This window comes from Shewanella sp. 10N.286.54.B9 (assembly GCF_041468565.1).
Lineage (GTDB): Bacteria > Pseudomonadota > Gammaproteobacteria > Enterobacterales > Shewanellaceae > Shewanella.
On record NZ_JBFRIY010000079.1, the window covers coordinates 33,292 to 55,809 of the forward strand.

General features: G+C 42.1%; 20 protein-coding genes. 8 read left to right on the top strand and 12 right to left on the bottom strand.

From position 1 onward, the window contains the following. Together udk and apbC are read right to left on the bottom strand one after the other, a co-directional pair. On the bottom strand, positions 1–639 hold the full coding sequence (gene udk / locus AB4135_RS21130; protein ID WP_371995399.1) for a uridine kinase: 639 nt from the start codon (positions 637–639) through the stop codon (positions 1–3). A gap of 9 nt (positions 640–648) precedes the next feature. Beyond that, positions 649–1,764 carry an iron-sulfur cluster carrier protein ApbC gene (gene apbC / locus AB4135_RS21135; RefSeq protein ID WP_371995400.1) on the bottom strand — a complete coding sequence of 372 codons (1,116 nt, stop codon included), beginning with the start codon at positions 1,762–1,764 and terminating at the stop codon, positions 649–651. Between the two features lie 160 nt (positions 1,765–1,924). On the opposite strand from apbC, the gene metG reads away from it, so the two are divergent. Next, entirely contained in the window at positions 1,925–3,967 is a 2,043-nt protein-coding gene (gene metG, locus AB4135_RS21140; protein ID WP_371995401.1) for a methionine--tRNA ligase, read from the top strand. An 88-nt stretch (positions 3,968–4,055) separates the two neighbouring features. Here metG and AB4135_RS21145 read toward each other — a convergent pair whose 3' ends face one another. Further along, entirely contained in the window at positions 4,056–4,808 is a 753-nt protein-coding gene (locus AB4135_RS21145; protein ID WP_371995402.1) for a Nif3-like dinuclear metal center hexameric protein, read from the bottom strand. Positions 4,809–5,101: 293 nt separating this feature from the next. Between AB4135_RS21145 and AB4135_RS21150 the strand changes: the two genes are divergently transcribed. After that, complete coding sequence (locus AB4135_RS21150; protein WP_371995403.1) at positions 5,102–5,443, top strand: hypothetical protein; 342 nt, start codon at positions 5,102–5,104, stop codon at positions 5,441–5,443. A 159-nt stretch (positions 5,444–5,602) separates the two neighbouring features. On the opposite strand, the gene AB4135_RS21155 is transcribed toward AB4135_RS21150, so the two are convergent. Continuing rightward, positions 5,603–7,477, bottom strand: coding sequence for a choice-of-anchor I family protein (locus AB4135_RS21155; protein ID WP_371995404.1), 1,875 nt, complete (start codon positions 7,475–7,477; stop codon positions 5,603–5,605). 652 nt (positions 7,478–8,129) lie between these two features. Here AB4135_RS21155 and AB4135_RS21160 point away from each other — a divergent pair. The 3 genes from AB4135_RS21160 to ilvN all read left to right on the top strand — a co-directional run bounded on the left by AB4135_RS21160 (position 8,130) and on the right by ilvN (position 11,917). Next, on the top strand, positions 8,130–9,341 hold the full coding sequence (locus tag AB4135_RS21160) for a multidrug effflux MFS transporter (RefSeq protein ID WP_371995405.1): 1,212 nt from the start codon (positions 8,130–8,132) through the stop codon (positions 9,339–9,341). A gap of 360 nt (positions 9,342–9,701) precedes the next feature. Next, positions 9,702–11,423, top strand: coding sequence for an acetolactate synthase 3 large subunit (locus tag AB4135_RS21165; protein WP_371995406.1), 1,722 nt, complete (start codon positions 9,702–9,704; stop codon positions 11,421–11,423). After that, on the top strand, positions 11,423–11,917 hold the full coding sequence (ilvN, locus tag AB4135_RS21170; protein WP_371995407.1) for an acetolactate synthase small subunit: 495 nt from the start codon (positions 11,423–11,425) through the stop codon (positions 11,915–11,917). Before AB4135_RS21165 ends, ilvN begins: the two co-directional genes overlap by 1 nt. 83 nt (positions 11,918–12,000) lie before the next feature. Here ilvN and AB4135_RS21175 read toward each other — a convergent pair whose 3' ends face one another. From AB4135_RS21175 to AB4135_RS21185, 3 genes are all read right to left on the bottom strand, one after another. Continuing rightward, positions 12,001–12,441 (bottom strand): Hsp20 family protein, encoded by a 441-nt coding sequence (locus AB4135_RS21175; RefSeq protein WP_371995408.1) that lies wholly within the window; start codon positions 12,439–12,441, stop codon positions 12,001–12,003. 299 nt (positions 12,442–12,740) lie between these two features. Next, a complete protein-coding gene (gene ushA / locus AB4135_RS21180) occupies positions 12,741–14,450 on the bottom strand; it encodes a bifunctional UDP-sugar hydrolase/5'-nucleotidase UshA (RefSeq protein ID WP_371995409.1) in 1,710 nt (569 codons plus the stop codon). Between the two features lie 381 nt (positions 14,451–14,831). Beyond that, a complete protein-coding gene (locus AB4135_RS21185) occupies positions 14,832–15,503 on the bottom strand; it encodes an alpha/beta hydrolase (RefSeq protein WP_371995410.1) in 672 nt (223 codons plus the stop codon). Between the two features lie 436 nt (positions 15,504–15,939). Between AB4135_RS21185 and AB4135_RS21190 the strand changes: the two genes are divergently transcribed. Next, complete coding sequence (locus AB4135_RS21190; protein WP_371995411.1) at positions 15,940–16,953, top strand: glutathione S-transferase family protein; 1,014 nt, start codon at positions 15,940–15,942, stop codon at positions 16,951–16,953. A 1-nt stretch (position 16,954) separates the two neighbouring features. Here the strand turns inward: AB4135_RS21190 and AB4135_RS21195 are convergent, their stop codons facing one another. The 4 genes from AB4135_RS21195 to AB4135_RS21210 all read right to left on the bottom strand — a co-directional run bounded on the left by AB4135_RS21195 (position 16,955) and on the right by AB4135_RS21210 (position 19,973). Continuing rightward, positions 16,955–17,173 carry a DUF3389 family protein gene (locus AB4135_RS21195; RefSeq protein ID WP_371995412.1) on the bottom strand — a complete coding sequence of 73 codons (219 nt, stop codon included), beginning with the start codon at positions 17,171–17,173 and terminating at the stop codon, positions 16,955–16,957. A gap of 70 nt (positions 17,174–17,243) precedes the next feature. Beyond that, positions 17,244–17,726 (bottom strand): peptidylprolyl isomerase, encoded by a 483-nt coding sequence (locus AB4135_RS21200; RefSeq protein ID WP_371995413.1) that lies wholly within the window; start codon positions 17,724–17,726, stop codon positions 17,244–17,246. A gap of 71 nt (positions 17,727–17,797) precedes the next feature. Continuing rightward, a complete protein-coding gene (locus AB4135_RS21205; RefSeq protein WP_371995414.1) occupies positions 17,798–18,661 on the bottom strand; it encodes a WYL domain-containing protein in 864 nt (287 codons plus the stop codon). A 121-nt stretch (positions 18,662–18,782) separates the two neighbouring features. Further along, positions 18,783–19,973, bottom strand: a complete 1,191-nt coding sequence (locus AB4135_RS21210) for a lytic murein transglycosylase (protein WP_371995415.1) — start codon at positions 19,971–19,973, stop codon at positions 18,783–18,785. 382 nt (positions 19,974–20,355) lie between these two features. On the opposite strand from AB4135_RS21210, the gene AB4135_RS21215 reads away from it, so the two are divergent. Both AB4135_RS21215 and AB4135_RS21220 read left to right on the top strand, forming a co-directional pair. Next, complete coding sequence (locus tag AB4135_RS21215) at positions 20,356–20,715, top strand: DUF2750 domain-containing protein (protein ID WP_020912933.1); 360 nt, start codon at positions 20,356–20,358, stop codon at positions 20,713–20,715. 95 nt (positions 20,716–20,810) lie between these two features. Beyond that, a complete protein-coding gene (locus AB4135_RS21220) occupies positions 20,811–21,455 on the top strand; it encodes a hypothetical protein (protein ID WP_371995416.1) in 645 nt (214 codons plus the stop codon). Here the strand turns inward: AB4135_RS21220 and AB4135_RS21225 are convergent. Next, positions 21,452–22,417 (bottom strand): chemotaxis protein CheV, encoded by a 966-nt coding sequence (locus AB4135_RS21225; RefSeq protein ID WP_371995417.1) that lies wholly within the window; start codon positions 22,415–22,417, stop codon positions 21,452–21,454. The genes AB4135_RS21220 and AB4135_RS21225 overlap by 4 nt on opposite strands. Positions 22,418–22,518: the final 101 nt, after the last annotated feature.

The following is a 22,518-nucleotide window of genomic DNA, read 5'->3' on the forward strand; positions in this document are numbered from 1 at the left end:
TTACTTTGCTAACAGGTGCTGTATACGCGCTTTAAGAATATCGGTCGCGATACGGTTCTTACCACCACGCGGAACAATAATATCCGCATATTGTTTAGACGGTTCAATGAACTGTAAAAACATTGGACGCACCGTTTCAGTATACTGAGACATGACCGATTCCATCGTTCTGCCACGTTCAGCCACATCACGAGATAGCCTGCGCATGAAACAGATATCGAGCGGAGTATCCATAAACACACTCGCATCCATTTGGTCGCGAAGAGCAGGATCGGTCAATAATAAGATCCCCTCAAGAATTATGACTTTCTTTGGGGTCAAGTTTACTTTTTCTTCAGTACGAGTATGTTCAGTGTAACTGTAAACAGGAATATCAACTGGGTTACCATCTTTAAGTGCTTGAAGATGTTTACAAAGCAGCTCATGGTCTAATGCTTTTGGATGATCGTAATTGGTGAGTACTCGTTGGTCCATCGACAGATGACCTTGGTCACGATAGTAGGCATCTTCTGCAATTACACCGATTTGGTCAGTGCCAAGATCACGACACAACTCCTCATATATCGTTTTAGCAATAAGGCTTTTACCTGACGCAGAAGCACCAGCAATTGCGATAACAACACATTGTTTTGAATTCATTTTAAGACCTTACTCGTCGTCCGATATACTTATAGATACTTTAGATTGCGCTTGGCATAACGCAAGCTGAGCGCCTACTTTACGCGCAATTTCACGATATATATTAGAAACTTGACACTCACTGTCGGCGGCAACAGTAGGAGTACCTTTATCGACATCTTCGCGAATATTAAGCTGCAGAGGCAATTGACCCAATAGAGGTACATTGTAACGAGTGGCCATTTTTGCGCCACCATCAGCGCCAAATGGATGGTCTTTATGACCACACTCAGGGCACAAATGAAAGCTCATATTTTCAACAATACCCAACACTGGAATATTAACTTTCTCGAACATGCTGACACCTTTTTTAGCATCAGCCAGCGCGATATCTTGCGGGGTGGTCACAATTACAGCACCACTTACCGGCACTTTTTGCGACAAGGTAAGTTGAATATCGCCGGTTCCTGGTGGCATATCGATGACCATGTAATCAAGTTCAGGCCACTCGGTTTCAGTAAGAAGTTGCACTAAAGCGCCTGCAGCCATTGGGCCACGCCATACCGCAGCTTGATCACCATCTAACATAAAGCCAATTGACTGCGCTGCAATACCATGCGCATTTGCAGCTGTCATTATTTTTCCATCAGGGGAAACAGGCTTAAAGTCTTCAACGCCTAACATCATCGGAATTGATGGCCCGTAAATATCAGCATCTAATATACCGACTCGAGCACCTTCGCTGGCGAGTGCTAACGCAAGGTTAACCGCAGTGGTTGACTTACCCACGCCGCCTTTACCTGAAGCCACGGCAATAATTTGCCTAATATTCGGCAGTGGCTCTACCGCACTAATTGCTGAAACAGTTTCTGGTTGGAAATCAATTTCACATTCAACTTCATCAATGGCATCCAGTACAGCGAGTTCCTTGGTCACTGCCATAACAATGTCTTGATATTGCGTTTGACATGGGTATGAATAGCACAAGCCAAGTTGCAAGCGCTTACCTTCAATTGCTAGCTTAGTCACCATGCCAGCGCTTAAAAAGCTTTTGTTTAAATATGGATCTTGGAACGCATCAAGAATGGCTAAAACAGGACCGAGAAGATCATCGTTGAGATGATAGTTTGGATGAGATGAAGACAAAATGGAGACCCCCTAAATATGATTTGCGCAATTGTACCAGAATTTAAAGCAAACATTAGTCTAGATTTACCACAGTTACGCTAGGATTTAATGAAACTATGCATTGGATCGGTTAGTATCTATTCCATTCTATTTAGGTTCCCAGCGATTTCGAGAAAAGATGGCAAATTCACAACGTAAAATCTTAGTCACTAGCGCACTCCCATATGCCAATGGTCCAATTCATTTAGGCCACATGCTGGAGTACATTCAAACCGATATATGGTCACGTTTTCAAAAATTACGTGGGCATGAATGTCACTATATCTGCGCCGATGATGCTCATGGCACCCCGATCATGCTTAAAGCCCAGCAGATGGGCATTGCGCCAGAAGAGATGATTGCTCAAGTACAAAAAGAGCATGAAAAAGATTTTGCTGATTTCAACATTCAATTTGACAATTTCCATAGTACTCACAGCGAAGAAAACCGTGAGCTCGCCAGTGAAATCTACGTCAAGTTGCGTGATTCAGGTTATATAAAAACCAAAACTATTTCACAGTTGTTCGATCCTGAAAAATCGATGTTCCTACCTGACCGTTTCGTCAAAGGCACTTGCCCGAAATGTAAGAGTGAAGATCAATACGGCGATAACTGCGACAACTGTGGTGCAACTTACAGTACTACAGACCTGTTAAACCCATATTCTGCAGTTTCTGGCGCAACTCCAGTGATGAAAGATACCGAGCACTTCTTTTTCGACCTACCCGCTTTTGAAGGTATGTTAAAAGAGTGGATCAACTCCGGTTCTTTACAGCAAGAGATGGCCAACAAGCTTAGCGAATGGTTTGAGCAAGGCTTGCAACAGTGGGATATATCTCGCGATGCTCCTTACTTCGGTTTCGAGATCCCGGATGCTCCAGGTAAATTCTTCTATGTGTGGTTAGATGCACCCATTGGTTACATGGGCTCATTTAAGAACCTATGTGATAAGCGCGATGACTTAAACTTCGATGATTTTTGGAGTAAGGACTCAACTGCTGAAGTATATCACTTCATCGGTAAGGACATTGTTTACTTCCACAGCTTATTCTGGCCTGCGATGCTCGAAGGTGCTGGTCTTCGTAAGCCTACCAGTGTCTATGCCCATGGTTACGTCACTGTAAACGGCGCAAAGATGTCAAAGTCTAAAGGAACGTTTATTAAAGCGCGGACTTACCTTGATAACTTAGATCCAGAATACTTACGTTATTACTACGCGGCTAAGCTAAGCAGTAGAATTGATGACCTAGATCTTAACTTAGAAGATTTTGCTCAACGAGTTAACTCAGATCTTGTCGGTAAATTAGTTAACCTTGCTTCACGTACTGCCGGCTTCATCAGCAAGCGTTTTGATGGCAAGTTGGCTAAAATCGCCGATAGCAGCTTGACTGACAGCTTTGTCGCCAAGCAGGAGACGATTGCTAACCTATACGAGACACGTGAATACGGTAAAGCGATGCGTGAAATCATGGCACTTGCCGATGTAGCTAACGCTTATGTTGCTGATGCAGCACCTTGGCAGCTAATTAAAGACGAGGCTAAACAAGAAGAAGCCCATCAAGTGTGTAGTAATGCGCTTAACTTGTTCCGTATCTTAGTCACTTACCTAAAGCCGGTATTGCCTAAGCTTGCTGCAGATGTTGAAACATTCCTAAAAATGGAACTGACTTGGGACAACATCAATGCCGATTTAGCTGGTCATGAAATTGCTAAATTTAAAGCACTTATGCAACGTATTGAGATGAAGAGCATAGAGGCAATTATTGAAGCTTCAACTGAAAACCTTCAAGTTGCCGCAGCAGAAACACCAAAAGTTGAGGTTCAGCAAACGGAACTCGAAAAAGAGCCGTTAGCCGCCGAGATAAGCTTTGATGATTTTGCCAAAGTTGATCTACGAATTGCGCTTATTGCCAAAGCTGAACATATCGAGAAGGCCAACAAGCTACTGCGTTTAGAGCTAGATTTAGGCGGCGAAACTAAACAAGTTTTCGCAGGCATAAAATCTGCTTATGCACCAGAGGATTTGATTGGTAAGCATACCGTGATGGTGGCAAACTTAGCACCACGTAAGATGAAGTTCGGTGAATCAGAAGGTATGGTATTAGCCGCAGGTCCTGGCGGTAAAGATATCTGGATCCTAGAGCCACATGCAGGTGCCAAACCTGGCATGCGAGTGATGTAGCTGTCACTATCTCATTAAAAAGCCGCTCTAAAATGAGCGGCTTTTTTCTATCTGTTGTCTCGTGCTGGAATGTGTTTATTAACAACCACTAAACAGGATTAGTGATATCAACAAACTGATGGATTAATCCAAACTTAGTGGCTAAATGCTTACCTAAAGCTTGGATACCATAGAGTTCAGTCGCATGGTGCCCTGCCCCATAATACTGAATACCTTGCTCTACAGCGCAGTGGTAGGTACGTTCAGAAGCTTCACCACTGATGAATGCATCAATGCCAAGCGACGCGGCCAAATCGATATAATCTTGTGCGCCTCCTGTACACCAAGCAATCGTTTCAACTAGGCTAGATTCATCCCCAAGGTGTAAACATTCACGTGATAAAGTGTGTGATATTGCGTGAGCTAACTCTTTTGCTTGAACAGGAACACTTAGTTCACCACGCCACACCAATCCCTGCGCATGCCCTTCAATCACTCTCGCATTATCAATTCCGAGCACTTTGCCCAGTTGCGCATTATTGCCCACTTCAGGATGTGCATCTAACGGCAAGTGATAACCAAATAGATTGATATCATTAGTCAGTAAAGCTTTAATCCGCTTCTGCTTCATGCCAACTATAATTTCAGGTTCATTTTTCCAAAAAAAGCCATGGTGAACCAAAATAGCATCCGCATCGAGTCTAATCGCTTCATCAATTAACGCTTGGCAAGCAGTAACACCCGTTACGATGGTTTTTATCTCTTGTTTACCTTCAATTTGTAACCCATTCGGAGCGTAATCCTTAAAATTTGCTACTTGAAGATACTGTGCCAAATACTGGCTTAATTCTGTTCGTGTCATCTGCTTACCCAAAAATAAATCATTTCTATGTCTATATTGTCGCTTTTTCTATTCAAACAAGCCAACACAAGTTCAAATCAACCCTTATTCAACTGCAAAAATCGAAAATGACTTTAATAACACAACCAACCTCGCCCAAATAGCACCTACTTTGACTCACTTAATCGCTATGAAATGTCTAAATCATCATATAAATGAAGCCATTTGTGGTGAAAATTGGACTTTTTGGTGCATTAAACGATAAAATCATGCCAAACCTTCATGTAACACACAAAAACAAACAGGTTATTACTATGTCAAAACTGACCAAAGAAGAGGTTATCAGCACACTTGAGGCTGCACTTGCAAAGCAAGAAGGCCAAGCTGTTAAAATTGAACAGAAAGGTAGCTGGTACAAAATCGATGGCGGTAAATCATTACGCTTCAGCGATTTAGAAGCGATGCTAGCTGAAATCGGTGGCGATAGCGCCCCTGTTACAGCTAAAGCCGAGAAAAAAGTAGCAGCGAAACCTGCCGCTAAAAAAGCTCCAGCTAAAAAGGCTGCTAAGCCTGCGTCAAACAATGGTGGCAAAACACCAAAAGAACTTTGGCGTGAAAAATTAGCCGGTAAAGGTCAACTACCTCGCGGCTTCTAAGATATTCGTTTAAGCAATCAACGCTTCTCGTTTTTGCTTAGTTTGTAGAAGTGCTAACCAAAGCTCTCATACAAGCACACATATCGAAACTAAAACTCCGTTACTGATGAAGTAACGGAGTTTTTTATTATCGAATTAAGGCAAACGATAGCGATAGCCCTAGTTAAAACCTAGTGCGTATACACTTGTCGTGCCGCTAACTTCATTTCCGATAACCAACAACGGTTCGGACGTTGGGCTATTTTCAGCACTGATGAACTTCATCCCTTCAGGACCTAGATCTCCAGCCAGGCTGGCATCCCCTTCGACGTCGCCACTATCGGTATTAATTTCAAAATCGGTATCAAAATCACGATTAATAATATAGTCGACAAAGCTTACGGCAAAGGGATTCGTAATATTGTAAATCATTACCCCACCAGTGCGCTCTAATCCTATAAAAGCATAATATTGTTCAGCTATCTTGCCAATAGCTAGCGCTTCCGGCTCGCCCGCTTTATCATCACTGCGGCTATCACCTTTATTCTCGTCGTTATTGTTGTTGAAGTTTGAACCCAGCACCGCAGCGGTTATCCGTGAAAAGTCAGAGCCACTATCAAACACTTGGTTACCGTTTTCGTCCCAAATAGAGAAAGAACGGGCCCCGTAACTCACTATTTGATCAACATCGCCATCATTATCAATATCACCCAAACTCGTTGTTACCTTTAATCGACCGAGTTGAGATTTATCCTTTGCTGCAAGTAGCTGTGGGTGTGCGGCATCCAAGAGTAAGTCTTGTGCTCTCGCTTCTTCAGAAAAGCCATCATAGTCTCTTGCATCACCTTCATTTGCAGTAACGATAAAATTATTACTCTGCCACTGATAACTACTAATGGTGTCAGGTTGATACATACCGTAAACCTCAGCATAGGCACTAAAGTGAATTTTGCCGTCTTTATCACTCGCATCAATTCGATTTTCATATAAACCGTAGTCCTTAAGGCCAAGAGGTAAAATTGCTGTAATCTCCTTGCTATTAAGATCTAACACAGCAATGGCATTGTTCTCTTGTAATGATACGTACGCTTTTAAATTATCTTCGCTTATTGCGATGTACTCAGGTTCCAGATCTTGAGCAACTGATGCATTGGGCCCATTAATTTTAATCTTAGGATCAAGTTCATTAGCCCGAATTCCATCAAGATTAAAGTCAGCAAAGCCTATATTAGTTGAGGAGGTTGCAGGTACACTGTCTGTGATTGTTATCAACGACAAGCTACCTTCTGGATCGACTGTATAATCCCCGTTAGGTTCCCCCTCATTTGCAACAACCAAGAGCGAACCATCGTTATTGAAAGTTAGATTATCTGGCAGCGCACCAACTTCTACAGCATGAAGATACAGCGCTTCGCCAGCATTATTGATTCGATAAAAAGCAACCACGCCATTGCCTTGTTTGCTATTACCCAGAGTATCTGCCCGCTCTATCGCTACAGCTAACAAGTCTTGATAAATACTTAGACTATTAACACCACCTAAACCTGTAAGATTAACGTCAGTAACTATATCGATATCAGTAGTTTTTACTATGTTATCTAACGCTATTGCACCACTACCAGTGACAGCATCATCAAGCGAAATGTCGGATGCATTTAACACGTCCACTCTGCCACTTTTAGCGTTAATCACAAAAATCTGTTTTGAACCAGTGTGAAAGTCTACAATTTCAGCCGCACTTAGCCCGTATATACCGCTTTGATAACGTCCGACTAGCTGTGCGCTTAATTGAGTCGTTTTTCCGTTACAAATAACTTGCGACTGTTCATCATCAATCTCACTGCTATCAAGTTCGCCATTAGCATTTAGGTCTAAACCTGTTTGCAATAACTTACCTCCCATAGCACATTGCTCACTACCGATATCTAGTGATGTGATATCCACCAGTGTATTTCGACCATTCTCGCCTGCTAATCCATCAGTGCCATCATCTGCACACGCTGACATAAGCAGTGCGGAAATTAACAAAGATAGTGCTTTGTTCCCTTTATTCATCGACTTCCCTTTTGATCCTGAGTGCGCCTTTCGCTAAAGGCTTGACAATAAAAGTGCTTAACCTAAGGTTTTAAAAAGTCGCTGAGATGACAGAAACAAAACAGTTTAATGACGAGGGGCCGCCGATCTTTGAAGGTTGTTTTTGCCGCAGTTTATTGGCTAATTAACAAGGCAGAGGTGATGCGGTTTAGTCATTATCAACAAGTAACCTATACCGCAGTACAAATAATCAAGAGGCGCGGCCCTACCTATTCATTTCAATGCTTTAATCACAAGGATACACGCTTTCGATTAGCTCGCTAAGCATCATTGCTACAGCCAGCATTGAATTCGAGTAAAAACTAAACTCGAAAGTTCAACAGCGCCTAGAGAGTATTAATAGCGTTCAGCTACAATCGCTTTCTAAATAGATGCTTACAAATACAATGATGTTTTAGAATGATTAACAGACAATTTTGATTGGTTAACGACTATTAAAACGATAAAATACGCGCATATTCAGTTTAGTACACAACGTTGAGTTTTAACTGTACTAGGCTCAGTCAGTTAAACCCAAAATTTCTTTTCAATAATACAGTCCAATCTAATCGACTTACGCATAAATATGTTCCGGTTTTAGTTACTTTAACAACTGCGACATCAAGAGGTAGACTTGAAAAATACGCCCGAACAGCATACTGGCCACATTGTTATACCAAACTTAGCACTGCTTATCCCTATGCTCGCAGCGATTGTCGCAATTACGCCTCTCGCTATCGATATGTATCTGCCTGCTATGGCAACACTCGCCAACAGTTTCGATACCGGAATTACTTTAGTTCAGCAATCCCTAAGTTTATATCTGGCTGGCTATGCTTTAGGCATGCTATGTTTTGGCCCGCTTGCGGATCGATACGGCCGTCGAAGAATGGTGGTGATAGGGCTTACTGGCTTTATGCTAACCAGTTTTGCCCTGGCATTTGTGCAATCAATAGAAGCTTTTCTCACACTCAGGTTCTTTCAAGCTTTCATTGGCGCAGCAGCAACCGTTGTGGTTCCTGGCTATATCAAAGAGGTATACGGTAATAATACAGCCAAAGGCATGTCTTATGTGAGTTTGATTATGATGTTAGCACCGCTAATCGCTCCAAGCATTGGTAGCCTAATACTAGAGCTAGGGGAATGGCACCTGATCTTCTTCATACTGGCCTTCTATGCTTGTGGATTATTGATATTAGTATCTCTCAAACTAAAAATGCCAAGTGACTCAGACTCAACGAGCCGCAGTAGCAAATCTTTTTTTGGTGCTTATGCCACGGTGTTCACTAAGCCCGGCGTTAAGCTTAATATTGCCTGTGGTGTACTAACGTCATTTGCCTTCTTCTGCTACTTAACGGCGTCGCCATTCGTCTATATGGAAGTTTTTGCTTTAGATAAGTCACTGTTTGCCATTCTTTTTAGCACCAATGTTGGCGCATTGATGCTTGCCAATGTCATCAACAGCAAGATAGTTGGACGTTACGGTTCAAAAAGAATGCTGCGAGCCTCAACCATTATGGGCATTTTCGCAGCAAGCGGCTTGCAGTTGGTTAATATGCTAGATCTTAACTATCTGTTTACCGTCATCATGTTGTTGCCACTTATGGCATGTTTAGGGGTAATGTCAGTCAATGCAGACGCTATTGTATTGATGAAATTCCAACAAGAAACCGGCACAGCTACAGCAGTAATCGGCACTCTCAGGTTCGGTTTTGGTGCTTTAGCTGGACCGCTACTAGCGCTGTTTTATACTGGCACTGCGGTACCATTTTCAGCCTTAATGCTTGCTGCTGTTATTCTGGTTGGTTTATGCCAACTTCTGAGTAAGCGCGAAGCAAGTGTGTAAATGACATTGAGACTCAGCTTGGATTAAGCCACTGAGTCTTTTTATCCTTCCATGTACAACTTTTTATTGTTTCACGCTCAAGTTATTTTACTTTTCTGCCTGCTTTTCTGTAAACGATATTGAAAATTCTTCATTTAGAACGATTTAATCGCATTCTATGCTTGAAATCATATGGGTATTTTATATGATGAACTTGGCTTTAAAAGCCAGTGCTGCACAGATAGTCTGTGGTAAATGTTTATCTTTGAGAAACACAGCAAAACGAGGCAAGGATCACCGTCCAAGCTTAATTATTAGAGCGATTACCGTCGCTGTAGCTAGATACTGCATACCGTAGCGGTAACTTAGAAAGGAAATATTATGGAGAAGCTATCAGGCGCCAGTATGGTTGTCCGTTCTCTTATCGACGAAGGCGTTAAACATATTTTTGGCTATCCAGGTGGATCAGTTTTAGATATTTATGACGCTCTGCACCAAAAATCCAACATCGAACATATCCTTGTAAGACACGAACAAGCTGCTGTACACATGGCAGACGGCTACGCACGTGCGACTGGCGATGTCGGCGTTGTACTTGTCACTTCAGGCCCTGGCGCTACCAATACCATAACTGGTATAGCAACAGCCTATATGGATTCTATTCCATTAGTTGTGATTTCAGGACAAGTGCACAGTAACCTGATTGGCAATGACGCATTCCAAGAGTGTGACATGATCGGTATTTCAAGACCCGTTGTTAAGCATAGTTTTCTAGTCACTGATCCTCGTGACATCCCCGCTATTATCAAGAAAGCATTTTTTATCGCTGCTAGCGGCCGTCCAGGTCCAGTCGTTGTCGATGTACCGAAAGATTGTATGAACCCAGAGATTTTACATGAATATCAATATCCAGAAGATATCTCAATGCGCTCATATAACCCGACTACCACAGGACACAAAGGTCAGGTCCGTCGCGGACTGAAAGCACTATTAGCGGCTAAAAAACCGGTTCTTTATGTTGGTGGAGGCGCTGTAATCTCAGGCTGTGATAGCCAAATTTTAGCATTATCAGAAAAGCTAGGGATCCCGGTTGTAAGTACCTTGATGGGACTCGGTGCATTTCCCGGTACTCATCAAAACAGTGTGGGTATGTTAGGGATGCACGGCTGCTATGAAGCCAACATGACCATGCATAATAGCGATCTTATTTTTGGTATTGGGGTTCGTTTTGATGATAGAACGACCAATAACGTTGAAAAGTATTGCCCTAACGCTACCATCTTGCATATTGATATTGACCCCTCTTCTATTTCAAAAACGATAAAAGTCGATATCCCAATTGTTGGCTCAGCCGATAAAGTATTGGATGAAATGCTAGCGCAGATTGAAGCCAATGATTATGGCATTAGCGATCCTGCAGCCAATGACCATTGGTGGAGCGATATCGCACAATGGTGTGGCCGTAAGAGTTTAGATTACCAAACATCTAAAGAGAAAATTAAGCCACAACAAGTGATTGAAGTGATGCATAAACTGACAAATGGTGATGCATATGTCGCTTCAGATGTTGGTCAGCACCAGATGTTTGCCGCGCTATATTATCCGTTTAATAAGCCACGTCGTTGGATAAACTCTGGCGGTCTTGGCACCATGGGCTTTGGTTTACCTGCCGCTATGGGTGTAAAACTTGCTAAACCTGATGAAACTGTTATCTGTGTAACTGGCGATGGTTCGATACAAATGAATATTCAAGAGCTATCTACCGCGCTGCAGTATGATATTCCGGTCAAAATCATTAACTTGAATAATCACTTTTTAGGCATGGTAAAACAGTGGCAGGATATGATTTATGCTGGTCGTCACTCACAATCTTATATGGATTCAGTACCGGATTTCGCCAAAATTTCAGAAGCATATGGCCACGTAGGAATGACCATCAGCGATCCTGCTGAGCTAGAGTCAGGCCTAGAGAAAGCATTTGCGATGAAGGACAAGCTAGTATTTGTCGACATTCATGTTGATGAAACTGAACACGTATACCCAATGCTAATTCGTGGTGGTGCGATGAATGAAATGTGGCTGAGTAAAACGGAGAAAAGCTAATGCGTCGGATTATATGTGTATTACTTGAAAACCAACCGGGTGCACTTTCTCGTGTGGTAGGGCTATTTTCTCAGCGTGGCTATAACATTGAAACCCTAACAGTAGCACCAACGGAAGATAAAACGCTATCACGTTTGACCATAGCGGTTAATGCAGATGAAGCGGTTCTGGAACAGATTGAGAAACAGCTACATAAGCTAATTGACGTGTTGAAAGTGTCAAATATTACCGAGTCAGCGCATATAGAAAGAGAAGTAGCGCTGATAAAAGTTAAAGCTAAAGGAGAATACAGAGAAGAAGTTAAACGCCTTACTGATATTTTCCGAGGCCAAATCGTAGATGTCACGCAAAGCCTGTACACAGTGCAACTGATTGGTACTAGTGAGAAGCTTGATGCGTGTATTGCAGCACTGACAGATGTTACCAAGGTGGTTGAGATCTCACGTTCGGGCGTTGTAGGTCTAGCTCGCGGCGAGAAGTCGATGCGTGCTTAGCATGTAACACTCATCCACTAAAAAGGGAGTCATTAGACTCCCTTTTTATATTCAGCGTTTCAATAATTAGCTAAAGTGACTAATCATTTAGCATCCAATATTCTAGAGCTACCTATCTTAATCTTTCTAGGCTTTAATGCCTCTGGGATCTCTCTCTTAAGATCAATATTAAGTAAGCCATTTTCAAGATCTGCGCCAATAACAGTCACATAATCAGCAAGCTGGAATGTACGCTCAAATCCGCGCTCTGCGATACCTTGATATAGATACTTACGCTCTTCGTTCTGCTCTGCTTTGGTGCCTTTTACCAGTAACTTGTCGCCTTCACTGGTTATATCGAGTTCATCCATGGTAAATCCGGCAACGGCCATGGTAATGCGATAGCGGTGTTCATTGAGCAGTTCGATATTGTATGGTGGGTAACCTGAATTGCCTTTGTTTGACGCGGCATGTTCAGCAAGTTGTGCCAAACGGTCAAATCCAATAGCGCTACGGTAAAGTGGTGTTAGGTCGTAATTTCTCATGGTATATCCTTGTATTAAGCAATATATTAAATTTTATTGGCCGACTCATTCATTGCGTGAATGGATGTCGCACCGGGCTAGTTTCACTAACGTTCTCGACCCCGAAGGCATCGTTATCATGCTAGCTAAGAACCTCATCGAGCGTTCCATAATTAATATATGTAGCCTATATTTTGCTTTTCAAGGGACACTTAACAATTATTTTAAAATTTCTACTATCTACGATTTTTAACATTCACTGTGCAACTAGCATAAAAAAAGCAGCCTAAAGGCTGCTTTTGTCTTATTAAATTAATCTCTTATAGCTTACACGCCATTGTGCTGTTACTGTTCAAGAACTGAACATCGCCAATAACGGGAGCAAAATCAGCAACGTTAATGTCACCAGTATCTTTGATGAAGGTATACATGACTTCAGCGTCAACATAACCTGTCATTACCGGAGTCAAAACAGGGTAACCGTCACCACCTGCAGCATTAAAGCTTGGAACAGTGAAAGTGTATGTTGCATCTGCAGCGTAGCCTTTACCGTTGATGTCATTGATTGAAACTGTTTTAGCTTCACAATCAACATCCATCTTGATACCAGCAAGCTGAGGGTAAGCACCCGAGCCAGTTTCACCAATATCTACTGTCGCCACTGTATTTAAATATTCAGTGATCTCGGCTCCAGTCATAGTACTCAAGGTAATAGAGTTGCCAAAAGGTTGTACTGTCAGTACATCTTTGTAGGTGATTTCACCTTCTTGGATAGAGTCACGTACGCCACCTGAGTTCATAACAGCAAAATCAGCATCAACTTTTGAGCGTTGGGCTTCTGCTATCAGACGACCAAGATTAGTCTGTTGAGTACGAACGACATCACGGTCGCCTTCCAACTTACCATCAGTTGAACCGATAACTTCTAATAGCTCTTCTTGCCCTTTATCTTGGTACTGTTTTAACACTTCAAGTACCGTGGCATCAGGAGTAATTGCATCAGCAACTAAAACACGCTCACCAGCTTCATTTTTAACTTTTAAGTTAACAGGAACAAGTGCATAACTTGCTAAGTGTAATTCGTCGTTAAAGTATTCGAAATCTGCACGACCAACATATTTACCCCATTCATGAGCTTGCATGATGTAAGTACCATTTTGAACATCTGGCTTACACGCGTCACCTGGATTAAATTCTGCGTATTCATCACCTTCCATACAAACTGGATTCTGAGAATGTCCACCAATAACGGCTTGAAGATCGCCTGCAGTCACAGCGCGAGCAAGTGCAACATCACCTGGTGCATTGTTGCCATTGGCACCGTCAGCGTAATGACCCATATGAGTTGTCGCAAATATCAAGTCAGCAGTATCTGCGTCTTTAATTTCCTGAATAACCTTTTTGATCTCTTCTTTTGGATCGGTGAATTCTAAGTCGCCAATAAACTCTGGGTTACCAATTTTCGCAGTATCTTCAGTTGTTAAACCAATAACAGCAACACGAACACCATTTACATCAAACACTTTATAAGCGTCAAAGTAGCGCTTACCAGAAGCCTTGTCATAGATGTTTGCGGCAAGCATAGGAAAGTCTGCAAGTGCACGTTGCATATCAACGACAGAAAGCGGATTATCAAATTCATGGTTACCAACAGCCATTGCATCGTAACCAATCAGGTTCATACCAACAAAGTCAGGTCGAGCATCTTGTAAATCTGATTCTGGTACGCCGGTATTAATATCACCGCCAGAAAGTAGCAATGTTTCACCACCAGCAGCTTCAACTTCAGCACGAATTTGGTCGATTAGCGTTTTACGTGCCGCCATACCATATTCGCCATATTTGTTTTCCCAGAAGCGGCCATGGTTATCATTGGTATGTAATACGGTGAACTTTGTACAAGCTTCGCCGGCTTCAGCACATGTTGCTGGCAATACTACTTCTTTATTGTCATCATTATCGCTACCACAAGCTGTTAACGCTGTAACAACAGCTGTCGCGATTAGTCCTTTAATTAAAGTCTTTTTCATTACAATCAACCCCTTGATTATTTTTATGTTTTTGCAACATTTTTATATATGGCAGAAATAACCCTATTTTCGCCGCGAATCATCTTAGCAAAGATTATGCTTTATTTGTGTCACATTCATTACATAAGATGATCTAAACCGCTATTTTTAAAGCGTTTTGTTTCAAAGGTTGTATCATTAACAGAACAAGGGGGTAGCTAGCGGATTTAATATGAATAGCGGACAAATGGATTGTTACTAAGACTAGAAACTAAAACAAATAGTTTCATTACGTTATAGTGATAAGGAATATAAAATCGATTGTTTCTAATTAAGAACAGGCGTCACCTTTTTCAGTAACGCCAGAACGAACAAAAAAGCAGCTATTAGTTTTCACTAATTTTAATTCAGTACCATTTGCAACCATTTAGAGATATCGCGTAGCTGCTCTGGTAGCACATTATGACCCATATCATAGGTTTGCCACTGAGTCGCATAACCTTCGCTTTTCAATAGTTCGAATGCCATTATTCCGGCATTAAGCGGCACAACTTCATCTTGAGTACCGTGTTGTTGCAAAATAGGTGTAGTACTATTCTCACTAGCAAGGTCAACAGGCATTTTGTCTGCTGTCGGCAGGTAGCAAGATAATGCCATGATCCCCGCAAGCTTTTGCTTAAGCCTTAAGCCACAAAACAGACTCATTACTCCACCTTGGCTAAACCCAGCCAAGACAATACGGTTTGCCTCAATGCCTAAAGCTATTTGTTCATCTACCAGCGCATTAATTAAGCTTTCGCTTTCCAGCACTCCTTTCATATCTGCACGGTCGTGCAGATCCATGCTCTTTATGTCATACCAAGAACGCATGATATAGCCACTATTGATCGTAACCGCTTGCTCTGGTGCGTGAGGAAAGACAAAACGAACACTGTGATCAACAGGTAAGCCTAACGCCGGCACGACGGGGGCAAAGCCCGCTCCAGAATCGCCCAATCCATGTAGCCAAATAACACAAGATGTAGCAGGAACTGACGGCTCAACAATAATTCTCTCTAACGGCTTATCTAGCATGACTTTCCTTTTGTTTCATTTAGTCCAAACTCAATTGCTGCATGATATCAGTCTCCCTGCAAACATCCTATAGATACCCGCTCTACTTGAAAATGCTCGTTTCAGAGACTATGTGCCAGTTCAATTCTAGGCGCATTAACGTAGAAATGGTTATTCCCTTTTTAGTGAGTGCAACAACGAAGTGGGCTGGCACAAAGCCTTCTTCGATGGGCTTTAATGGACTTTACTCAGTGTTATTGATTTTACTAAGGGAATGACCATTCGTGGCAATCAATGCCGTGATTAAAGCCGATTAAATTCCCACTGAATCCCGCATATTCAGGTAGAACGGGTACAGTTATTAAATAGGAAGGTATAAGCAACAAAATGAGCTTTTATACTGCCAGTGCTGCAACTAAGCTGAGCTAATTGATATAACAGCATACAGGCGAATAGCATGGGTTTACTTCAAAACGGACAATGGGTCGATAAGTGGTACTCAACTGAGGAGACTGGCGGTAAATTTACTCGGTCAGAATCAAGTTTTAGAGATTGGGTAACCCATGACGGTATGCCGTTTAAAAGCGGATTTCGCGGCTTTAAAGCCGAAAAATATCGTTACCATTTATATGTATCACTTGCCTGCCCTTGGGCCCACCGAACTCTGATCTATCTGCAACTCAAAGGTCTACAAGAGATCATAGGTGTGACTATTGTCGAACCACACATGTTAACGAATGGCTGGGAGTTTTCTGGTCGCAAACAAAACCCAATCGCTCACCATATTGAAGGCGCCGATGTTGATGAATTAAACGCTGCTGACTTTCTTTATCAGATCTATCAGAAAGCTGATGCGAATTATAACGGCAGAGTCACGGTACCCGTGCTTTGGGATACGAAAACCAATACAATCGTTAGTAATGAGTCAGCTGAAATTATACGCATGCTTAATAGCGCTTTTAATCACCTAGTCAATAACAACCGAGATTTTTACCCTCAAGCACTGCGTGCAGAAATCGATGAGCTGAATAGCTGGATCTATGACAGCGTCAATAATGGCGTTTATAAGGCGGGGTTTGCCACGACTCAAGCTGCATATAATGAGGCATTTAAACAGCTTTTTACCGCTTTAGACACGTTAGAAGAACGACTCTCGAGCCAACGTTTTCTGACTGGAGATAAATTTACAGAAGCTGATATTCGCTTGTTTACCACTTTAATTCGATTCGATGCCGTTTATGTTGGCCATTTTAAAACCAATAAAAAACGGATAGCCGATTACCCTCACCTCTTTGGCTACGCGAAAGATATTTATCAAATGGATGGAGTGTCGCAAACGGTAAACTTTGAACACATTAAGCAGCATTACTATTTTAGCCATGAGATGATAAACCCAACTCGGATAGTCCCTAATGGCCCAGATATTGATTTCAATCAACCCCATAGTCGAGCGCAAATCAAATCGCAATGAGTTAACTTACCCCAAGCTCGGCTTTGATCTGCTGCAACTGTTCATCATTGTCGAGCTTAAGATTCCAACGCACCGCACCCGCGTCAGCAATCATCATTAATGCATCTTGATGAAATTTGATATCTTCTACCATGGCATACAGATGGCAGTGATTATTTAGTCTTACTTGTACTTCAAATGGCGAGAGCACAATTTTTCCATTACTAAACTCAATGATCACCTATGGTCTCCGTTTTTAGCGCTATATTAAAAAAGCCCAACGCAGTTGGGCTTTTCTACGACAATTCAGCTTAGTGCTGATGGCCGCCCTTACCATGTGCATGCCCATGTGCAATCTCTTCAGAGGTTGCAACACGTACGTCTGCAACTTCTAAATCAAATGTTAATTCACGACCTGCTAATGGGTGGTTAACATCCACAGTTGCCATAAACTTACCCATTTTAATAATGGTGACTTGGCGTTGGCCTTGATCTGTGTTGATCAAAGCGCGCATACCGGCCTTCCATACTTTAGCACCTTGCAGGTGTTTAACAGATACACGCTGCTCAGCGTCTTCGTTACGCTCGCCGTAAGTTTCGCTAGCAGGCAATGTGACAGAAAACTTAGCACCAACCTCTTTACCAAGCAATGCATTCTCAACACCCGGCATCATATTGTCGTGGCCATGGAGGTACGCAATAGGATCAAGACCTTCGTTGCTCTCTAAAACTTCGCCCTGTTCATCACGTAATGTGTAGTTAAATTGCACTACAGAATCATCTTTAATACTCATGGTAACCCTTAACTCAAATTTGTTGCGTGAGCTTAACAAAAGTCATTCAAAGCCACTAGTGTTATCTCTTATTAGGATTGTGCTCCTGGCACAATGGCTAAATGCTCAATTTCGTTCAATACCTGATGGTTGGCCAAGGCAAGTTGGCACACCCCAGATGTGATCTTATGCTTAGCAGAGCAATCTACACTCCATTGGCGCAGTAAGTAGCCCGCTAACGATGCTCGGCATGTCAGCATTAAGCGTTGATTTTCCATTTGATAATCAAGCTCTATCGCTTCAGGGTGAGCCAATGAGGGATGAGGAATCAGTTCAAGCTCAATTTCTTGTTGCCAATATTTATCATGCTCACAGGTCTCTAGGTATTTAACACTAGCATCTGAAAGCACGGCACTTTTAATACGAGTCACCACAAAGTCTGTAAACAGTTGGTTAGCCCTATCAAAAGCTCGAACATGCCAACGCTGGCCATTATTGACCAGCGCATGGGGGACAATCTCTCTGGGTTTATTGCCCGATGACACCGACACGTACTCTATCGCTAGTGCTTGCTTGGCTTGAATCGCCCGCATTAATGCCGCAATGATGTTTGTGTCTGGATGAATAAGCTGTATCGCATCAATACACACTGCACTAGGCTTAATCGGATGTGATAAGCCATCGCCAAAACCTTTGGCAAGACCATGCAATATAGCTTCTGGTTCATGGGCAAATAGCGCTTTAAACTCTGCTAGACGATGGTAGCACTTGGTTTGATGTACCAAGCGCATGTTTGTCGGTGCTAATGCTTTATAGCTCTGAAAGTCTCGAGTGGCCGCAGCAAGGCCTGTCGCGAATTTATTGATCAGATCCTGACGTGAAACTTGACCAAAATACTGCAAACTAAAATCGATAAAAGCGAGGCGCTGCCTTTGAGCGTGCGAGAGGTTGTCCATAGTAATATGCCATTCCAGTCGATAACTTTATTGAAGAAATTCAATCTAATATATCGACAAAAAAGATGCAATCGTTTTGATTGCATCTTTTTTTGAATCGTAAATCCTTTATTGAAAGTGTTTATTCAACACCGAGTGCTTTAAAGGTCGCTTCGCTTGGATAGCCATCCGCCACCAAACCATTGTCTTTTTGGAATGCTTGCAGTCCTTTTAATGATTTTGACCCCAAAATACCATCAGGTTTGCCAACATCGAAACCCAGCACATTAAGCTGACTTTGCAGTGCCTTTACCTTTGCACGGCTCAAGTTTGGCATTTTAGGTGGCTTAACATTAAGGCCTGCTGCACCATTAATTCTATCTGCAAGATGCCCTACTGCTATTGCATAAAACGTAGAGCGATTCCACTTCATAATGACATCGAAATTGTCATATCCAAGAAAAGCGGGTCCTGTATGGCCTGAAGGCAAATAGAGAGAAGCTTGCATGTCTGGTGTACTTAAAGGACTGCCATTGGTTTGTGTTAAACCCAGCTCCGCCCATTTAGTTAAGGGTTGAGCTTGCGCTCGGCCTAAATAAGCATATGAAAAACCGTTTGGCAGACTAACTTCTCTTCCCCAACGCTCGTCCCGTTTCCAACCTAAATTGTGTAAGAAATGCGCCGCTGATGAAAGTGCATCTTCAGTACTATTCCATAGATCCGCTTTGCCATCACCATCACCATCTACAGCATATTTAGCGTAAGCCGTCGGCATAAACTGAGTATGGCCCATAGCACCCGCCCATGAACCCACCATCTGCTTTTCATCGAAACCATACTGTTCTTTTAACTTTAAGGCTTGCATCAATTCGGTAGTGAAATATTTGCTCCGACGCGGATCACATGCCAAAGTAGCTAACGAGTTAAGTACTGACATTTTTCCTTTGTAAGAACCAAAGTTTGTTTCTAGTCCCCAAAAAGCCAACAAATATTGTGGTGGAACACCGTACTCTTTGGCTAAACGTTGCAGTAGCTCCTTATGCTCTTTATATAGCTTTCGTCCTTGCTGTACACGCCAATCGGTCACTCGTTTGGTAAAATAATTTTCAAAGGATGAACTAAATTCTGGTTGTTGGTTATCAAGCTCTATAACCCTCGGCACAAATTTTACATTTGCCAAGGTGTTATCAATAGTGCTTTGTGATAACCCCTGTGTTTTTGCTGTTTGTTGAAGGTTTGCTACGCAGGTTGCCCAGTCAGGGGAAGCGACTGAAGCTAATACGGAAGAGCTGCTAAAAATAAGCGTTGCTGCCAGGGGGATTAATTTAAACAATAGAAGACTCCCAAAAAATGAATGACGCTAACGTAATGAGTACACATATTACTGTGAAGTTAAAAGATTAATCTTACCTTAAAAAAACGACTTTATAGATGATTTATAATTCATTAAACCGATGCAAGAAAACCTTGGACCGATTAGCGGATAAAATGCCATCACTGTCGACTAATATAGACTAAATTGAGACTGTTATAGCAGTAAATTAGCGAGTTTCGTTTGACTGCTCAATTTACCTGCTAAGCACATACTGCTTAGTCATCAAATACACGGTTAAACAATCGAAAGCAGTTAAATGACTTGCCAAATGTTAAGCACAGTTGCAGACTACTGCCAATAGAGATAATCGATATCTTTCATTTACCAAAAGAGATTAATCATGACTGAAATGACTCCAGCTTTAGAAAGCTTTATCAACAATGTAAAGCAGCACCAAGTCGTTTGGGGCCTGCAAGATGAAACAGGTGAAGGTTGGGTTGTTTGTGACTCATCTGAGTTCGAAGCCACAGATGTGATGCCTTTATGGTCTGAAGAAGCACAAGCAAAAAGCCATTGTACCGACGAATGGCAGGCTTACAGCGCCGTCGCAATTACTCTAGAAGAGTTTTTAGAGTACTGGGTTGGTGATTTAAATGATGATGGTGTACTGGTTGGTCTTGACTGGGTAGCAGAGCAAGAGTGTCTTGAAGTAGACCCTATTGTACTGGCAACGTCACTGGTAAACGTTGAAGAAGAGTAGACTTCACAACAACATCCAGAGTAGCTCAACAGTAAGCGCTAATCGTCAAGATTGAGCGCTTTTTTTTAAAATGTCGTATTGAGTAGGTGAACAAATTGTTTGAACAAGCCCCGTTAATCGATATCCCCTTTGATTGCAGGCATCAATGCTGGTTTTGTGGTGAGCCAAGCTCCATGCAGCTAAGTTACACTAAAGAGCATTACACTCCTCATCCATCATTGATGGTTCCAGCCTGTAAAGAGTGTTTCAAAATTGCAAAACAGCACAAGTTAACGTCTATCTGGGACTGTAAAATGGCAGTTAAAGATGAGCTGATGCGTATTTACGAAAAACATCTCGCCATTGGGGTTAATTGGACTCAGCAAGAACTTGAAGAATCAGAATTTGAGGATAAAGTTTTTGGTGGATTTAAGAAAAGTGCTTGGATGATGTATGAGATTGCCAGAGATAGAGTCAACTACCCTGCTTGGCCGTTAAGCCTTAATGGGGTCACTATTGACGACTTTGGTTACAATACAGACTTTAGTTTTGACGGTGTTAACTATAGCTCTGTCACCCAAGCTATCAAATTCTACGCTAAGCAATTTGTGCTCGATAAACGCTTTTTAGAAGATATTATTAGTATTGTTGGTAAACAACGCTTTGGGTTTGCTATTCGTGTTGCACAAATTAATATCGCTGCCACTTCCGAGCTTAAGCGGCAGGTTATCAATGATTTAAAACTAGAACATCAGGATTAGCAGTTCAATGACTGCGCCAGCAGAGCCTCTGACTGGCGCAATTTATCTTGCACAACTTCAACCAGTAGATCCGGCTGAAACTTCGAAATAAACCGGTCACAACCTACCTTTTCAACCATCGCATTGTTAAAACTACCACTTAGGGAAGTGTTTAAAGTGATGTAAAGATCACTCATGCGCTTGTCTTTACGGATCTCATGAGTCAGCTTATAACCATCCATTTCTGGCATTTCAGCATCTGTGATCAGCATAATAATATGTTCCGAAACATTTATACCGCTGTCGCACCATTGTTGTAACTGATTGAGTGCCATTAACCCATCGGACACCTCTATGACTTCCAGTCCAAGTTGTTCAAGGGTTTCTCTTACTTGACGCCTAGCAGTGGCAGAGTCATCTGCGATAAGCACCTTTCTACCTTGCATTAATGGCAACAATTGTTCATCTAATACTCCATCGGATAGCTTAATGTCGTATTGAATAATTTCTGCCAGCACCTTTTCTACGTCGATAATGGAAACGAGCTCTTGTTTATCTTGATACTCGATACGGGTTATCGCAGTTAAATAATTATTACGACCAACTGTTTTAGGTGGCGGTAAAATATCACTCCAGGTTAAATTAACTATGTGCTCGACTTTATCAACCAAAAAACCCTGAACTGAACGATTGTATTCCGTAATAATGAGGTTACTTTGCTCATACACTGCCGAGGGGCGAAAGCCGATGGCTTTACGAAGATCAATCACCGGTATGGCTAATCCGCGAAGATTCGCAACCCCAATAATACTCGGATGACTACCGGGCATTGCGGTTAAGGGCGGCACTCTAACCACTTCCTTAACTTTGAAAACATTAATGGCAAAAAGCTGCGTCACACTAATTCTGAACAACAGCAATTCTAGTCGATTCTCACCAACCAGTTTTGTACGTTGATCTACACTTGCAAGCATTTGCGCCATGCTGTTTCCACCTAAAATACGATTAGAGCAGTGATTATAACGATATACAGTATGAGATAACTAGGTCAAAAATGACTTTAATGCACGGATTTTATTCAACA

Coding starts and splice junctions, on each gene's coding strand:
- ushA (WP_371995409.1), bottom strand. CDS start 14,450: ATGAAAAAGACTTTAATTAAAGGACTAATCGCGACAGCTGTTGTTACA.
- AB4135_RS21185 (WP_371995410.1), bottom strand. CDS start 15,503: ATGCTAGATAAGCCGTTAGAGAGAATTATTGTTGAGCCGTCAGTTCCT.
- AB4135_RS21165 (WP_371995406.1), top strand. CDS start 9,702: ATGGAGAAGCTATCAGGCGCCAGTATGGTTGTCCGTTCTCTTATCGAC.
- AB4135_RS21150 (WP_371995403.1), top strand. CDS start 5,102: ATGTCAAAACTGACCAAAGAAGAGGTTATCAGCACACTTGAGGCTGCA.
- AB4135_RS21205 (WP_371995414.1), bottom strand. CDS start 18,661: ATGGACAACCTCTCGCACGCTCAAAGGCAGCGCCTCGCTTTTATCGAT.
- AB4135_RS21155 (WP_371995404.1), bottom strand. CDS start 7,477: ATGAATAAAGGGAACAAAGCACTATCTTTGTTAATTTCCGCACTGCTT.
- AB4135_RS21190 (WP_371995411.1), top strand. CDS start 15,940: ATGGGTTTACTTCAAAACGGACAATGGGTCGATAAGTGGTACTCAACT.
- AB4135_RS21175 (WP_371995408.1), bottom strand. CDS start 12,441: ATGAGAAATTACGACCTAACACCACTTTACCGTAGCGCTATTGGATTT.
- udk (WP_371995399.1), bottom strand. CDS start 639: ATGAATTCAAAACAATGTGTTGTTATCGCAATTGCTGGTGCTTCTGCG.
- AB4135_RS21200 (WP_371995413.1), bottom strand. CDS start 17,726: ATGAGTATTAAAGATGATTCTGTAGTGCAATTTAACTACACATTACGT.
- AB4135_RS21225 (WP_371995417.1), bottom strand. CDS start 22,417: ATGGCGCAAATGCTTGCAAGTGTAGATCAACGTACAAAACTGGTTGGT.
- metG (WP_371995401.1), top strand. CDS start 1,925: ATGGCAAATTCACAACGTAAAATCTTAGTCACTAGCGCACTCCCATAT.
- AB4135_RS21145 (WP_371995402.1), bottom strand. CDS start 4,808: ATGACACGAACAGAATTAAGCCAGTATTTGGCACAGTATCTTCAAGTA.
- AB4135_RS21215 (WP_020912933.1), top strand. CDS start 20,356: ATGACTGAAATGACTCCAGCTTTAGAAAGCTTTATCAACAATGTAAAG.
- ilvN (WP_371995407.1), top strand. CDS start 11,423: ATGCGTCGGATTATATGTGTATTACTTGAAAACCAACCGGGTGCACTT.